Annotated in this window: 14 protein-coding genes; 9 read left to right on the forward strand and 5 right to left on the reverse strand. The window is 40.0% G+C overall.

Annotated elements, in window-relative coordinates:
• The first annotated feature begins 47 nt into the window (after window positions 1-47).
• The 4 genes from BST86_RS14145 to BST86_RS14160 all read left to right on the forward strand — a co-directional run bounded on the left by BST86_RS14145 (window position 48) and on the right by BST86_RS14160 (window position 4,781).
• Entirely contained in the window at window positions 48-728 is a 681-nt protein-coding gene (locus tag BST86_RS14145) for a hypothetical protein (RefSeq protein ID WP_105983816.1), read from the forward strand.
• Between the two features lie 428 nt (window positions 729-1,156).
• The gene (locus BST86_RS14150) at window positions 1,157-3,109 is read left to right on the forward strand and encodes a hypothetical protein (protein ID WP_146126781.1); all 1,953 of its coding nucleotides are present in this window, start codon (window positions 1,157-1,159) and stop codon (window positions 3,107-3,109) included.
• A 49-nt stretch (window positions 3,110-3,158) separates the two neighbouring features.
• Window positions 3,159-3,947: a DUF2490 domain-containing protein gene (locus tag BST86_RS14155; RefSeq protein ID WP_242446547.1), complete on the forward strand. Its 789-nt coding sequence runs from the start codon at window positions 3,159-3,161 to the stop codon at window positions 3,945-3,947.
• 15 nt (window positions 3,948-3,962) lie between these two features.
• Window positions 3,963-4,781, forward strand: a complete 819-nt coding sequence (locus BST86_RS14160; RefSeq protein ID WP_105983819.1) for an MORN repeat-containing protein — start codon at window positions 3,963-3,965, stop codon at window positions 4,779-4,781.
• A 77-nt stretch (window positions 4,782-4,858) separates the two neighbouring features.
• Here BST86_RS14160 and BST86_RS14165 read toward each other — a convergent pair whose 3' ends face one another.
• Window positions 4,859-7,066 carry an ATP-binding protein gene (locus tag BST86_RS14165; protein WP_105983820.1) on the reverse strand — a complete coding sequence of 736 codons (2,208 nt, stop codon included), beginning with the start codon at window positions 7,064-7,066 and terminating at the stop codon, window positions 4,859-4,861.
• A gap of 298 nt (window positions 7,067-7,364) precedes the next feature.
• Here BST86_RS14165 and BST86_RS14170 point away from each other — a divergent pair, with 298 nt between their 5' ends.
• The 4 genes from BST86_RS14170 (at window position 7,365) to BST86_RS14185 (ending at window position 12,094) form a co-directional block, all read left to right on the forward strand.
• The gene (locus BST86_RS14170; RefSeq protein ID WP_146126782.1) at window positions 7,365-9,329 is read left to right on the forward strand and encodes a TonB-dependent receptor family protein; all 1,965 of its coding nucleotides are present in this window, start codon (window positions 7,365-7,367) and stop codon (window positions 9,327-9,329) included.
• Window positions 9,330-9,410: 81 nt separating this feature from the next.
• Window positions 9,411-9,998 carry a HupE/UreJ family protein gene (locus BST86_RS14175; protein WP_105983822.1) on the forward strand — a complete coding sequence of 196 codons (588 nt, stop codon included), beginning with the start codon at window positions 9,411-9,413 and terminating at the stop codon, window positions 9,996-9,998.
• 75 nt (window positions 9,999-10,073) lie between these two features.
• Window positions 10,074-10,502 (forward strand): deoxycytidylate deaminase, encoded by a 429-nt coding sequence (locus tag BST86_RS14180; protein ID WP_105983823.1) that lies wholly within the window; start codon window positions 10,074-10,076, stop codon window positions 10,500-10,502.
• Window positions 10,502-12,094 carry a S41 family peptidase gene (locus BST86_RS14185; protein WP_105983824.1) on the forward strand — a complete coding sequence of 531 codons (1,593 nt, stop codon included), beginning with the start codon at window positions 10,502-10,504 and terminating at the stop codon, window positions 12,092-12,094. Before BST86_RS14180 ends, BST86_RS14185 begins: the two co-directional genes overlap by 1 nt.
• Here BST86_RS14185 and BST86_RS14190 read toward each other — a convergent pair.
• The 3 genes from BST86_RS14190 to BST86_RS14200 form a co-directional block, all read right to left on the reverse strand.
• A complete protein-coding gene (locus BST86_RS14190) occupies window positions 12,091-12,294 on the reverse strand; it encodes a hypothetical protein (RefSeq protein ID WP_055411860.1) in 204 nt (67 codons plus the stop codon). The genes BST86_RS14185 and BST86_RS14190 overlap by 4 nt on opposite strands.
• Before the next feature lie 2 nt (window positions 12,295-12,296).
• The gene (locus BST86_RS14195) at window positions 12,297-12,887 is read right to left on the reverse strand and encodes a MarC family protein (RefSeq protein WP_055413676.1); all 591 of its coding nucleotides are present in this window, start codon (window positions 12,885-12,887) and stop codon (window positions 12,297-12,299) included.
• A gap of 145 nt (window positions 12,888-13,032) precedes the next feature.
• The gene (locus tag BST86_RS14200; RefSeq protein ID WP_105983825.1) at window positions 13,033-14,220 is read right to left on the reverse strand and encodes a pyridoxal phosphate-dependent aminotransferase; all 1,188 of its coding nucleotides are present in this window, start codon (window positions 14,218-14,220) and stop codon (window positions 13,033-13,035) included.
• Between the two features lie 104 nt (window positions 14,221-14,324).
• On the opposite strand from BST86_RS14200, the gene rsmG reads away from it, so the two are divergent.
• Complete coding sequence (rsmG, locus tag BST86_RS14205; protein ID WP_105983826.1) at window positions 14,325-14,966, forward strand: 16S rRNA (guanine(527)-N(7))-methyltransferase RsmG; 642 nt, start codon at window positions 14,325-14,327, stop codon at window positions 14,964-14,966.
• 223 nt (window positions 14,967-15,189) lie between these two features.
• Here rsmG and BST86_RS14210 read toward each other — a convergent pair whose 3' ends face one another.
• Entirely contained in the window at window positions 15,190-15,921 is a 732-nt protein-coding gene (locus tag BST86_RS14210) for a DUF6263 family protein (RefSeq protein ID WP_105983827.1), read from the reverse strand.
• Window positions 15,922-16,142: the final 221 nt, after the last annotated feature.

Raw genomic sequence — 16,142 nt, forward strand, 5'->3', positions numbered from 1 at the left:
TATGATGTATGTAGTTTACAAATCAACCAAGTAAAATCCTATCACAAATGAATAAACTTTACTTTTTCTTTTCATTGTTATTCATCTTAACCGCATGCAAAGAATCAGGCCAAACAACTGATTCAAAAGAAGTGATCAATAGTATGAGCGATGCTGAGTTGATGGAGCATGGTGCTAATATCCAAAAGGGCAGAAACTTCTATAATGGTTTGATAAGAAATGATATTGTTGCCGCTGAGCAGTATGTTTCACTAACTAACGAACAAATTGCAGATGCATCTAGTTTTACTTTTGGTCGCTCAAGGTCCACTAGAGTAGAAGAAGTGAAGCGAGCCACAGACGCACATGATAGAGCTGTTGAACAACTGCAGGAAGTACAACGCATCTATCAAGAATACAAGCCACAAGAGGCTAATTTTTATAATGAAGATCCTACCAGGCTGGTGGAATCTTTTGTGGCCTACTCTACAAAACCAAAGGATTTGCTATATATCAATCTTTTTGACATATATGGTGACCTAGATGAATCGACCGCTGGTAAGATCTGTTTTGTTTCAACACCAAATCACTATAATGCATCCACAAATCGAGATGTAGATCTTGAAATACTTAAAAAGAATATTGGGATGCCAACTGCTACAATTACCACCAAAAACAAAATGAACGAAGTAATCACATTTGACTTAATCAATCGTGCCGGCGCATGGTATATCAAAAAAATCAGGTGATTAAGGTTTACGTAAGGGATTACGATATCCATAAAATTATGTATAAACCAAAAATATAGATTACTGATTACTAGATTATTAATAAATTTTGAAGTACAGGCTTTAAATTCAAAATCCAATGCTGCAAGGCGTGCCGGTTCGATTCCGGCCTGAGGTACAAAAAGAAGCTCTGCTACAGCAGGGCTTTTTTAGTTTACATGTTCCACGACGGTCAACTATTCGGTATCATTATTCCTTTAAAATTGATGAGGTATAGTTAAATATTAAATTTGATTTCCTAGTCGCTTATCGAATTCATCTCTAGTCATTTAAAATACTGATCATCAAATGGGAGATATGAAATGTTATTAAAATGCAAAGATCTCTTCGAGAATCAATACTTCAATGACAGGCATTATACCTTTGCCAAAATTCTAAAATAAATACTTTTGGATTTAAGATTCTGGAATTTACGCAAGTACAACTCGTCAGCGCTAGCCTTTTTACACTTACAGCGGTTCAAGGTGATTATCTTTTTGTGTTTGATCGGGTCCCAATCATTTGCTCAAAAAAGATTTGACGGTCCTTACCAAATTCAAAACGTTAAAGGCATTGCGACTTTTAATTATGTTGTGCAGGAAGGCGATACGCTTAAAACAGGTGATTTTACATTCACTAATGAGCAACAGACAGACCTAAAACCTGTTAGGATAAAAGGACAATTTAAAGATAATAAACCTTCTGGGTCTTGGGAATATAGTTACGGTGAGTTTGTGCCACTTGATAGACAGGAACTTGTAGGATTGTCCTACGTGACAAAGTTAGATGGTTTCAAAAAAAGCATAAATGGGAATTATGAAAACGGATTACCAGAGGGTTCATGGATCATTGCTATTGATAGTGTGAAAAACTCAGAGATTGCTGGTAATCATTATCGCAGTGAGATCACATATGAGAATGGTGTTCCACAGCGCAGTTTTCGTATTGATGTTCCAGACCAATTCATGATAGGTCGACTTCTACGCGATGGTCGTGCCCACGATACTTGGACTTTATTTAGTAAAGACGGCATAAGTGAAGATGAGAATTGGACTTTTGCCAACGGTTTGCTTACAGAGCTCAACATTAAAACTAGTGATAGCAAGGACAAGCAATTCTATTTCGATTATAATGAGACCAACAAGATGGTGACCATCCCGTTAGATCGACATTATTTAGATATCATGGAATTACGTCTGCAACGACGTGATACTGTACATTTCTTTGATCATGGTTTAAGTACCCTTCTCAAACAAAACTCGACTTACTTACATGAGATTGAAGGTCAAATGCAAGATATAGGGGCAGCAGTGAAACTAGCTACTGGGACGGTTAAAGTCCCATTGTATGAATTAACAAATAAGGAGAGAAAAACTCTAGACCGTATTGCTGCGATCTATGACAAATCCCGTGATGCAGCAGTCTCTATAAGAACCAATTCACAACTCAATCTAGCTAGACTTACTGATCAGCAGACTGCTTTATTATATAATGCTATCGTAACTATTGATACAACGAATCTGAAGACTTTAGGAAAACTGTCGAGATTGCATGGTGAAGAGGTCACCCAGCATATTTTGCGAAAAGAATTGATCAATGGTTTATGGCCTTTGGGTTTGCCAGATACTACAATTAAAACGATAGATACTGCTAATGTACAGCAGGTCTATCGTCACAATATTTCATCAAGTTACAACAGATTTGATTTTGCCTTGGACGACGTTGAAGAGTTGGCGAGATTTTCCTACGAAGTAATTAAGGAAATCCAAGGACAGCTCAATGTAAAGACCACTGCAATAAAACGTAAACCACTTTATTTGAGCGAGGAAGATAAGCTCGTCGCAGAATCTACAGTATTCAAAGAAATGATTGATTCCCTGGCAACCATCCAGCGTGAGGATATAGCAAAAACATTACGGGCGATGCAAAAAAATACTGAAAAGCAGTTGACTCAATATGTAAAGATGCCAGAGAATGATGAAAAGCTCAACAGGGCAAAACAGCTCACAGCTTGTATAAATAATAAAAAGTTGCTGATTAATACACTTGTGAACATCCCAAACCGACAGGAGGCACTCAAGAAAAAATATACGGAGGACGTCTACGTCATATTTACAGCCACTTTCATGGAGGAACAAGTCAAGAAACGTATTACTAAGGCGTATGAGGATTATTTACTGCCTTACCTGCTCCAGCAGGTGCAAGATGGTCTGGAATGTGGTAGCTATCAGGAATGGATCGAGCAATACGAGACGTTAAACAGTAAACTCACAACACTGCGTGATGAAGATACTCAACGTCTTGAGCGACGCCTCAAACGCGAGGAAGATCCACAGGAAATTCTCAAGCTTTTAGGCGTCTAAAAAATTGACTAGCACTATTTGTATGCAAATATGTAGAATCTTACTACCGATGATGATGTTTTTGGTTTTCGCTTTCGCGAAAGCGCAGGAACCACAAATCATACCAGAAGAGTCAAAGTTCAAGGACGTCAAGACCAAATACTGGATTAACACCTATGGCAATATACGTATCTCAAAAAGGTTGTTCTGGATAGCACAAACTCATTTCAGATTAGAAGAAACTGAAAATACGCCTTACGTAGGTCAATTCGCTCAAATCTACAACCGTCATGCCATAGGATACATCTATGACAAGAAGACTAATTTTGCCCTTGGTGGTGTGTTGAGGCTCAATTTTAATACAGATCCAGAAAGTGAAGCGGCAAACCTTATTCCAGAATACCGTATCTGGCATCAATATCAGTTTGCTATGCCGGTATATAATGCCATGGCTTATCATAGACTGCGTATCGAGCATCGATGGTCAAAGGGTTTTAATGAAGAGGATAACTATATTTTTAGAAATCGCTTCCGCTATATGTTTAGAGTCAAGGTACCGCTCAACACACCTAAACTTCAAACAAAGACAGTTTATGTAGCGCCAGAGGCAGAAGTGATTCTTCAAAGTGGAACGCCGGTCGTGGCCAGTCCGTTAGAAGACGTCCGCCTCAATACCACTATAGGTTACATAATAAATCCACGTTTGACGGTAGCGGCTGGATTTATGTATAGTTTTGGACAAACACTGGATAATGGCGGTAATTATAACCAGAATTACACAGCACGACTACATGTATACTTCTCACCAGACTTCCGTAAAGTTAAGAACAGACTGCCAGACATTCATTTTAGAGATTGAGGTAAAAAAATTGCTATGAAAAGAATATTTCCATACATATTGGTTTTGCTAACAGCGACATTTGCCTTTTATCAATATAACAAGAGCGAGAATTTAAAAGAAGAGTTAGCCGCAGGAAAACAAGAAGAAAATACAGATCTGGACTTAAATCAAAAGAAGGTCATCTCAAGAACAGATTCTTTACTGGAAGCAGGAAACTATGAGCAAGCTCTCGAAAATCTTGACCAGTTTACTACAAATTATATGATGGATCGCGAGTTGCGTCGCAGTCTAGGCACCAGAATGCTTGCCATGCAAAATCAATTGAAATATCGATCAAATCCATCAGAACCTATCGATGCTACAGCCGCGGTAACGCCCTCGGAACAATACAGCCAACAGGAAATTGATTCCTTAAGTTTTGCACTAGCAAAAGCACAGATGCAACTCAAGAATATTCAAACACAGATGCAGCAAAAGCTCTATGGAGAATACTTAACTTTTAAAAGTGCAAAAGGAAACCGTCTTCACTATGTGGGCCAGGTGAAAAGAAAAAAAGCTAATGGGTATGGTATTGCCATTCTTGATAGTGGTAGTCGTTATGAAGGAGAGTGGCACAATGGTCTGCGACATGGAAATGGTACTTTTTACTGGATTGATGGCGAACATTATGAAGGGGAATACGTCAACGACGTGCGTAGCGGCTTAGGTACATATTACTGGACTAATGGTGAGAAGTTTGTAGGTTCATGGGACAATGATCTGCGCAATGGTAAGGGGAAATTCTACGATAAAGACGGTAACATCATTGCTAGTGGCACCTGGAAAGATGACAAGCTAATAGAAGAAAGGTAGGCCAGGCCTGAATTCGTGGACGTCGCAAACTGTGGCTCTAGATCTTTACTTCCAATCTTATAAGGGTAAATTGCCATTTAATATGTAGCCATGCTTCTTAAAATAGCTTGTTGGAAATGTTTAACATCGTAAGGTTTTACAATGATGTCGTTCATGCCACTGTTGTAAATCTGTTCTCGCATTTCTTCCAGCTCTACCGCGGTAAGTGCTAAAATGGGAACTTTACTGAATTTACGTATCTCTTTAGTGGACTCTATACCGTTCATGACCGGCATGTGAATATCCATGAGAACCAGATCATAAGAGTTGTCTCTTACTTTTTCTACAGCAATTTTTCCATTGCCCGCGATATCGCACTGCACCTCAAATTTCTCTAGGATTTTTTTGGTCACCATTTGATTGATCTGGTTGTCTTCCACAATTAGGATCTTTTTGTCTTTGAGTTCGCTAACATCATAAACCTTGAGAGGTATGTTCAGCTTTTTCGCAGATTCTTGCTCGATGACCTCGTAAGTCATTGAGAAACTAAAAGTCGAGCCTTTGCCAAGCGCACTCTCTACATGTATTTCTGAACCCGAAGCGCGTAATAGTCTTTTGACAATGGAAAGGCCTAAACCAGTTCCCTGGAAGGTGATGTTTTTGCTTTCGCCTTGAGCGAACTCTTCAAATATCTGTTTTACTTTGTCTGGCGCTATGCCTGGACCGGTGTCTTGTACTGAAAACTTAATGTCACAATCGTTATCTTTTGTAGCATTGGAGGCTATTCGAACTAGAATCCTTCCGTTTTCTGTGAACTTACAGGCGTTTCCAATGAGGTTCATAAGAATTTGTGAGAGTACCGTGCTGTTGCCCTTTACTAAATGTGGCGGCTGTTGTGCATACTCAACTTCCAGTTCATTATTGTTTTGAACGCGCAGATATTCAAAGGATGAGGTGATGTTGTCTATAAGATCCACAAGGTTGAAAACATCGCCATGGTTCTCGAGTCTATTTTGAGAGTCTATTTTATTGAGGTGCAATACGTCATTCACTAGTGCTAGAAGGTAGTCTGCAGAGAATTTAAGGGATTGTAACTCTTGAAGGTTGTCCTTGTCCTTGTTCTTTTCAAGGAGTATACTGCTCAAACCGATCACACCATATAATGGAGTTCTAAGCTCATGACTCACGGTAGAGAAGAAATTGCTTTTGACCTTGGCAAGACGTTCTGCCTCTAGTTTTGCTTTTTCTACTTGTATATTTTTAGTTCGGAGTGCGGTAATATAGGATTTTCTTCTTCTAGAAATATAGTAAAGGAATACAATCAACCCTAATCCTAGCAGAATGACCCCAATAAGGATGTAATTGATGATGGTGCGGTTTTGAACCTTTTCTTGTTCCAGGTCTTTTTCTAACTGTGCCTGTAATAAGTCTTCCTGAACTTCGGCAACCTCATATTTTGCAGCTATTTTTCTGCTTTCTGAATAACTACGGTCCTTTTGATTGATGTTGAAGATGCTATCATATTTGACCATCATGGCATAGGCCATTTTATAGTCTTGTTTTGACTCTAAGGCAGTAGCATAAATCTTGTAAATTTCTTCTAGGATAAAATTGGAATGCGATTCCTCGCCCAATTCTAACGCCACATTTAAGTTTTGAAGAGCTTGATCCACATCTCCACGAATTAAATAGCTTTGAGCCTTAAGATTGTATGACCTTGCTTTATATCCTGGATTGAGCTCAGAATAGCCAGAATAGTTCATGAGAGAATCCACTACCTCGTTGAATTCTTTCTTCTCACCACGTGATAGAAGTACCTTAGCATAGTCATAATAACTACCGTGAAGTCCAGAACTGTCCTTTAATGTGTGGTATATCGTAAATGCATTTTTAAAATAATGCAGTCCCTTTTCATAAGTAGCGCTATCCTGTACATAAACCGCGGCAAAATCTGTATAAGCATTAGCTATTTGACGACTATCTCTGGTTTTTCTGGCATAGTAGTAGGATTTCTCAAAGGCTTCCAAAGCTTTTACAGTGTCTTCAAGAATTAGATAATCATACCCTAAATAGCTGTAAGATTCGTGAGCAATTTCTAGATTATTGGATGCTTCAGCAAGCTTGATGGTCGCGAGGTTGTTCTTGAGTGAACCTTGAAAATCGCCTTCTGAATAGAGCTGGAAGCTTTCAAACATCATATCTCTTAAGAGCTCTTCTGTAGCAACTGTAGTACGCTTGATGCTATCTGATTCTACAGATCGCTGTGCCTTACCAACTGCAAAGAAAAGCAGGGTTAACAGCGACAATAACCTAAAATGCAAAACCCGCACAGTTGATACTTGAATGTTTAAGGCCTAAATATACATCAACATTAAGAGCAACTCTTTAGAGACGTAGAGCGTAATCTTTATTTTTTGTTATTGTAGAATTTTCGTACAATTTTAAAATGCTCAAAATCAAATTCCCGTTAAAAAATGTTTGGAAGACTGATATCATTGAGGTCTTATCTAAATTGCACGTTTTACCAATATCAGCTACTTCTTGCGTTTCAATTTTCTTTCCTCAATTTGTATATTATTAGTATCCAGTTATTGTATAGCGCAAGTGGATAGTCTAGAAACCATAAGAATCAAGGTTCAACCAGCCATTGATCTGGAAACGGTTGGAGAAATAGTACCATTTTCTGTAGAATCTAGATCTTTCCAGACATCGAGGCAACGACTACAACAACTATCCTTCAATGAATATCTAGAAGGTATTCCTGGCCTTTTTATCTTAAGTCCCAATAATTTCTCACAGGATTTACGGATTTCCTTAAGAGGATTTGGAGCGCGATCTGCCTTTGGGATAAGAGGAATTAAGATTGTGGTCGATGGAATACCAGAGACAACTCCAGATGGTCAAGGCCAACTAGACAATCTCACGCTAGGTATTATTGATGAACTCCAAGTATTGCGAGGTCCAGCATCCCTATTATATGGAAATGCATCTGGCGGTGTTATCAATATCAAAACTATAAGAGAGATTGACAGTTCTTTTGTTCAAGCAGGATCCACGATTGGAAATTATAATATGTTCAAGTGGGATCTTTTAAGTGGTGTCAAGCATAATAATGGAGCAACAATTATATCGCTTTCCAGAACCACAACAGATGGTTACCGAGAGCACGCTGCCTTTGAAACCAATCAACTTAATATTAGATCCAGCTTTAATCTCAAAGGCTCTAGTAGTCTTGATTTCCAATTGAATTACACTGATAGTCCCGTAGCTCTCGACGCTGGTGGTTTGACTATTGAAGAGGTCAACCTAGATAGAAGACAGGCACGTACACAAAACGTAGAGTTCGATAGCCGCGAACAAGTTCGACAACTCAAGACAGGAGTTTCGTTTAGCAAGAGTTGGAACCAAATAGGATTTCAATCCTACGGGTTCTATTCTTATCGAGATTTTGATAATAATCTTCCTTTTGAAAGTGGTGGTCAGGTAGAATTATACCGCAATTATTACGGCCAAGGCAGTTACTTGACCTATGAAACATTAGGAAAAAATAGCACTAATAAAATACAGTTGGGCTATGCGCTGGCATTTCAGGCAGATCAACGTCAGCGTTTTGACAACTTAAACGGCGTGCGAGGCAGTTCAGATTTTAATCAATTGGAATCGTTCAATTCTTACGGGTTTTACCTCATAGATAATCTCGAGTTTTCCAACTGGAATCTGCAAGGTGGTTTAAGATATGACATCAACACATTAAAGGCCGAAGACAGAACTGTCGCTGCTAATAACAGCAAGCAAAACTTGAATAGCTGGAGCGGTAGCCTAGGCGTCACTTATGAGCTTCCCAATTCCAATTACCTATATGGAAATGTATCGACCAGCTTTGAGACACCAGCGTTGACTGAGTTATCGTCAAACCCAAACGGCGCCACAGGATTCAATGAAAATCTAGATCCGCAACGCGCGATAAATTATGAGGTAGGGTTTAAAAATTCAGCCAGTAAGCTGCGATGGAATGCTGCATTGTTTTATATAAGAACAAGTGATGATCTCGTACCGTTTGAGATTGCCCAATTTCCCAATCGCACATTTTATAGGAATGCTGGTAGCACCAATAGATATGGTTTGGAACTTTCAGGTGAAATGTTGCTTTTACAATCGGTAACGTTAAATGGGTCTTACACGTTTTCACAGTTTGAGTATGATGAATACACGCTGGACCAAAATGATTTATCTGGCAACCTCTTACCAGGCATCCCAAAACATACGGCCGCTCTAGGGCTTACCTATCAAGCCACTAATCAATTAACCATCCAGTGGAACAACACTTACCGCGGCAGCCTATTTGCTGACGATGCAAACGCTACCCAGGTGGAAGATGCCATCATCTCCAACATCAACCTAGGATATCCCATAGAATTCAATGGCGTGAACCTCACCTTGCGAACAGGTGTCAACAATCTCTTTGACACACAGTACTTTGACAACATACGCATCAACGCCTTCGGCAATCGGTATTATGAGCCAGCGCCAGGCATCAATTTCTACACTGGATTAAATCTTCGTTTTTAGGTAGGAATAAATCGGTTAGGTGTTTCTATAGACCTTCTATCTTGTTATATTTCCCTTTTTAATCTAAGTTGATTTCTTTTGATGGATAATTTTAAATTCTATTTTTTAGAGGGTTTTTGGCATGTGCTTGACCTGCAGGCTTATGACCACATCCTTTTTATTATTTTGCTCGCGGTTCCCTATTTGTTTAACGGTTGGCGCAAGCTATTACTGCTGGTAACCGCTTTTACGATAGGTCATTCCATCTCTTTGCTGCTGGTCACCTTTGGCAAGGTTTCTTTTTCATCGGCTTACATAGAATTCTTGATACCTGTCACCATTGCAGTGACTGCATTATATAACATCTTCACCGCAGGACGTCGCCACCAGAACAATACGCCATGGCTTACTGTAATTATTGCCATCTTTTTTGGACTCATTCATGGGTTTGGTTTCTCTGGAGCCTTCCGCATGTTGGCTTCTGGAACTGATGATAACATTCTTTTGACACTGACAGAATTTGCTCTGGGAATCGAGGGTGCACAATTAGTTATTGTACTGATTGTCTTGATTCTAAATTTTATCTTTACAGGACTTTTCCGTTTCAGTAAACGGGAATGGGCACAAATCATTTCGGCCATCATTTTTGGGATCGTTATTCCCATGTTGATCGCAAGATGGATCTGGTAACATGCGTTGAGGTTGAAGGGAATTTCGCTTTCGCGAAAGCGAACTACTTATCAATCACCCTAACAAAAAACACTATTGAAACCTGAAAAGCAACATAGATACGACGTCGCCTACCTTAAAATGGCACAGGAATGGGCACAACTTTCCTATTGCAAGCGTCGCAAGGTAGGAGCGCTAATCGTGCGCGACCGCATGATCATAAGTGATGGTTATAACGGCACGCCTAGTGGTTTTGAGAACTTTTGTGAGGATGAAGAAGGCTATACCAAATGGTACGTGTTGCATGCCGAGGCTAATGCAATACTAAAAGTGGCCGCTTCTACACAATCCTGTACAGGCGCGACGCTCTATATTACCATGTCGCCATGCCAGCAGTGCAGCAAATTGATCCATCAAAGTGGCATCAAACGTGTAGTATACCTCAATGCCTATAAGGACGATAGCGGTCTGCAATTCCTCGAGAAAGCAGGCGTTATTACAAAACAGATTAGCCAACTCGATTGATGAAAAAACAATATCTATACTACCCATTATTTCTAGGGATCTTCTTTGGACTAGGGATTTTGATAGGCAACCTATTGTCTGTCAACGGTATGGATGATGCCTTCACAACATCTGGCAATCTTAAGAAGCGCAAACTTAACAGACTCATAGATATTATTGACCAGCGTTATGTGGATGAGGTCAATACAGATAGCATCGTGGATGTTACCGTCAATGGTATTCTTCAAAACCTCGATCCACATTCCATCTACATCTCAACAGATCAAGCACAAGCCGTCGCTGATGATATGCGAGGTAATTTTGTGGGTATAGGGATCAGGTATTTTGTCAATGAGGATACAATTTCGGTTTTGAGCACAATCAAAGATGGACCTAGCCAAAAAGCTGGTATCAAAAGCGGTGATCGCATTCTTACCGTGGACGGCAGACCGTTGTATGGAGAAAACAAGGTTTCTACAGATCAACTAAAAGGAGAATCTGGCTCAAGAATCACACTAGGTGTCCTTAAACCTGGTGATAGCACTGTTTTTAAGATACCGGTTACTCGCGGCCAGATTGCCATCAAGAGTGTTGACGCCGCTTATATGTTGACTAATGAATTGGGTTACATTAAGGTCAACCGCTTTGCAGAATCTACCACAGCAGAGTTTAATCGTGCCATAGATATTTTGAAAAGAAAAGGAGCACAGCAAGTCGCTGTCGATTTAAGAGATAATCCTGGAGGTGTTTTACAAGCGGCTCTAGACATGGCCGATGAGTTTTTGAAAGATGACCAGTTGATGCTATTTCAAAAGGACCGCAACAATAAGCGAAAAAACAGTTATGCCACCTCAGATGGTGATTTTGAGGACAAACCCGTATTTATTCTAATCAATGAAAATAGTGCCAGCGCCAGCGAGGTTGTTGCAGGTGCCTTGCAGGATAATGATAAGGGAACTATTATAGGTCGACGCAGTTTCGGCAAGGGATTGGTGCAGCAGGAAATGCAATTGGGTGATGGTAGTGCCGTACGATTAACCGTGGCTAGATATTACACGCCTACAGGTCGTAGTATTCAAAGGCCCTATGATTCTGGTAATGAAGATTACTTCAATGAATATCTTGAGCGTTATGAGAACGGTGAACTACAGGATAAATCCAATATTGAAGTCAACGACTCTTTAATGTATAAAACACCAGCAGGAAAAATCGTGTACGGTGGTGGCGGTATTATTCCAGACGTTTTTGTTGCAGGACCTAAAGGTTACGAGAATCAAACCTTAGATTATTTTGCTAGAACAGGTTTTGCAGATCGTGTTGCCAACGATTTCTTGCGTACTGAAGGTTCTTACTTGCGGTACATGCCAGAAAAGGAATTTGTAGATTCCTACCAGGTTCCAGAAACGCTTTTATTGGAATTTTACCAAAGGGCCAGAGGTGGAAATAATAAATCACTGCGATTGACGGGCAATCGTGAATTCATGATGCTGCTTTTAAAAGCCTCACTTGCAGAACAGCTTTATGGTACAGAGCTTAAAGTGAAATTGCTCAACACTATGGATCCCATGATAGATCGATTAAAAGAGTTGAGTCGAGACCGCAAAAATACCTAGTTGCCGCCTGGAGCTTTTGCCTTGATCTTATAGGAAATAAGCATGATGCCCATTAAAATCACCACGCAAAGTGCCGCAACGATACTAATGACCGCAATCTGACTTTCACCTACCAGCGGATTTGAAAAATCAATTTTAAAGACATTGAACGCAATACTGGCAATTCCCAGTATCATGATCGCATAGAATACGTATTTCATAACTAAAAGAGTTCTTTGATGTTGGTCGCAAAAAGTTTGACAGCTATCGCTAGCAAGATAACTCCAAAGATTTTTCTTACCACATCGATTCCCTGTTTTCCTATCGCCTTCTCTATGCGCCCGGAATTTTTCAATACGGCATATACAAATACGATATTGATAAGAATCGCAGCAATAATATTGATCGCATAATATTCAGAGCGTAAGGAAAGTACCGAGGTAAGCGTACCGGCACCGGCAATTAAAGGAAAAGCAATGGGAATAATCGCAGCGGTCTCTGGCTGGTCGTCTTTGTAGAGTTGAATGCCCAGAATCATTTCTAGTGCAATAAAGAAAATGATAAAGGCTCCTGCGACTGCAAAAGAGTTCACGTCAATACCTATAAGGTTGAGCATGCTCTCACCAACGAACATAAAAACGATCATCAATATCCCAGCGACGACACTGGCCTTTTCACTTTGAATATGTCCTACTTTACGACGCAAGTCCACGATGATGGGAATACTACCTACAATATCAATCACCGCAAACAAGATCATGCTTGCCGTAAATATTTCTTTAAAATCGATGACCGCAAAAAATTCTGAAACCATACTCATAACACACCTCTTAAATTTGGCCGGCAAAAGTACTGCCTTTAAAGAGTTTCTTAGGGTAGGTAGTTCGTTAAATTTGAGTTACTAAAACAAAAAGAAAAGCCCGCAATTTGCGGGCTTTTTAAAATATGGGAATATCTTTTTAAGACAAAGCTAGATGGATACGCTCCATTGCTTCTTTGATCTGTTCAGTACTTGCGGCATAAGAGATACGTATACAATTAGGCGCTCCAAAAGATTCACCTGATACGGTCGCTACAAGCGCTTTTTCTAATAGGAATAAAGAAAAATCCTCTGCCGTGTAAATTTTATGACCCTTGATTTCACGACCAAAGAAGGCCGAAATATCTGGGAACACATAAAAAGCACCTTCTGGTTCATCAGTAACAAAGCCATCGATCTGGTTCAATAATTCTAGGATCAGTTTGCGACGCTCTGCAAAGGCATCGACCATATATTGGATCTTAGAAACTGGTGCCTCAAGAGCAGTGATTACTGCACGTTGTGCGATACAGCAAGTACCACTAGTAATTTGTCCTTGAAACTTGTTGCAGGCACGCGCAATCCAGGTAGGTGCACCTATATAACCTACACGCCATCCAGTCATGGCAAAGGCCTTACTCACACCATTGATGGTTACCGTGCGGTCATACATTCCTTCACAAGCGGCGATACTCGCATGGCCAGATCCATAATTGATATGCTCATAGATCTCATCACTCACTACGATAATGTCTGGGTAATCCTTCAAGACAGCTGCAAAAGCATCCAGTTCTTCTTTTGAAAAAACAGAACCGCTAGGATTGTTTGGCGATGAGAATAGGATCATCTTGGTTTTAGGCGTGATCGCGGCACGCAACTGCTCTGCAGTAATTTTGAAATTTTGTTCCACACCAGCGTGAACCTCTACGGGAACACCTTCGGCGAGTTCAACGATGGCGCTGTAGCTTACCCAGTATGGTGCAGGTAGAATACACTCGTCACCTTTATTAAGCAAGACCATCGCAACATTGGCGATAGATTGTTTGGCACCTGTAGATACCACAATCTGGCTGCGGTCATACGTCAGATTGTTGTCGCGTTTGAATTTATGGATAATCGCATCCTTCAATTCCACATAACCATCTACTGGTGTGTAAGAATTATAGTTGTCATTAACAGCTTGAATAGCCGCATCCTTTACAAAATCTGGAGTATTAAAGTCTGGTTCTCCTAAGCTTAGACCAATAATATCTTTGCCTTGCTCACGCAATTCTCGCGCTTTTGCAGCCATGGCAAGCGTGGCACTGGTAGGTAGATTGTTGATACGGTCTGATAGATGCTCATTCATGATCACAAATATTTGCTACAAAAATATCATTCATCCGCAACTAGCAATACAGATCGCCATATAATATTCGTTTATTTTTGTAAAACCTTAAAAACCCAGCATTCGTGTCACAAATCATCAAAGAATACTTCCCACATATAACAGATCGTCAACAGGAGCAATTTGCACAACTGGAAGGATTGTATCGAGAATGGAACGCACAGATCAATGTGATCTCCAGAAAAGACATTGATGAACTATACACGCGCCATGTTTTACACTCGCTGGGAATTGTAAGTGTAGTTCGCTTTCGCGAAAGCTTACCCAACACACCTGGTGGTACAAGAGTCATGGATGTGGGAACCGGCGGCGGCTTTCCTGGAATACCGCTGGCGATCATGTTCCCAAAAACCAAATTCCATTTAGTCGATTCCATTGCCAAAAAACTGAAGGTTGTAGATGCGGTCGTAGAAGCATTGGGATTGGAAAACGTCACCACAGAACACGGTCGTGCCGAAAAAGTAAAAGGCAGATTTGATTTCATCGTCTCCAGAGCCGTGACTAACATGACCGATTTTGTAAGCTGGACACGCAATAAAGTGCGTAAGGACAGCTACCACGAGATAGAAAACGGCATTTTATACCTAAAAGGCGGCGACCTCACCGAAGAACTCAAACCCTTCAAACACGCCGATATCTACGAACTGGATCAGGTCTTTGAAGATCCCTTTTTTGAGACCAAGAAAGTGGTGCATTTGCCGTTGTAGAATTCATATCGCTTTCAAACCAATATCGAGCGATAGCGTTGCACTGAGTGCAGTCGAAGTGTCGAGATATGGTTTAGCAAGACTTTTTATCAACCAAAAATGTTCTTTCTCAAATGCCGCTCGAAGTGGCTTTCTTAATCTAACACAATAAAAAACGCCTTCTCAAATTAATGAGAAGGCGTTCTATGATCGAATAACTAAAAGTAGCTATGACTTACTGCAATTACTTTTTGTTCATTGAAACATTGGAAACAACAGACACTTCTATTCCTTGTGTGGTTACTTTTATTTCAGATTCATTGTTCTTTAATACTCCAGTGCTAATTTCAATTTCTGAAGATCCTGTCATAGAACCTGTCCCAGTACCAGAAACTTCACCTTTAACATCTAGATAAACTATACCATCTGCAATTTTAGTTACGGTGTAAGTAGATTTTACTTTCATTCCTTGCTGTTCATTATCAGAAGTCCAGCTAGACCCTACTTTGACCTCTTGTTTGGGGAAATCAATGGTAGTAGCGGTAGAAAACTGCTCCATACTTGGTATTGAAGGTACCACCTTAGTAGATAGTGTATTGCCGTATTCGTCCATTGTAGTTCTTATGACGGCACTCATCATCGGGCTAAGTTGCCCTTTAAGCATCTTGCCGGTAGCATCAAGCTCATCGTCATTTTTGCTAGAATCATAACTCATGGACATACCAGCCTGGTTGACATCCATAACGATAGAAGTGATTTTAGATTCCGCTTCAATAACTTCATCTGTAACTTCGGTCACTTCCATATCCATCATAATGGTCATGTCTGTACTACCTTGGATACCGGTTGATTGTTGTTGGATCATTTTTATCTCGTAAACATCACCTTCACTATAATTGACACGTAATAAAGCGGATTCCTGTGCAAAAACTTGTACAGATATTGCGAGGGCAAATAGGACTAATAAATTTTTCATATTAAGTTGAATTGTTTGATGGCAATAGCGCCATTTATGTTTTATCAAAGTTAGTGCAAACTACATAATGATTGGAAGGACATGGTTATGGTAATTCTAAGCTCTAGTTTACTGACATAAACCTTTTTTCAATGGATTATTCTCAAATTGAAAGAGACATTAACAAAAAACGCCTTCTCATTAATTTGAGAAGGCGTTTTTCAATTCTATAATGAGAAACT

Source organism: Nonlabens agnitus (genome assembly GCF_002994045.1).
Lineage (GTDB): Bacteria > Bacteroidota > Bacteroidia > Flavobacteriales > Flavobacteriaceae > Nonlabens > Nonlabens agnitus.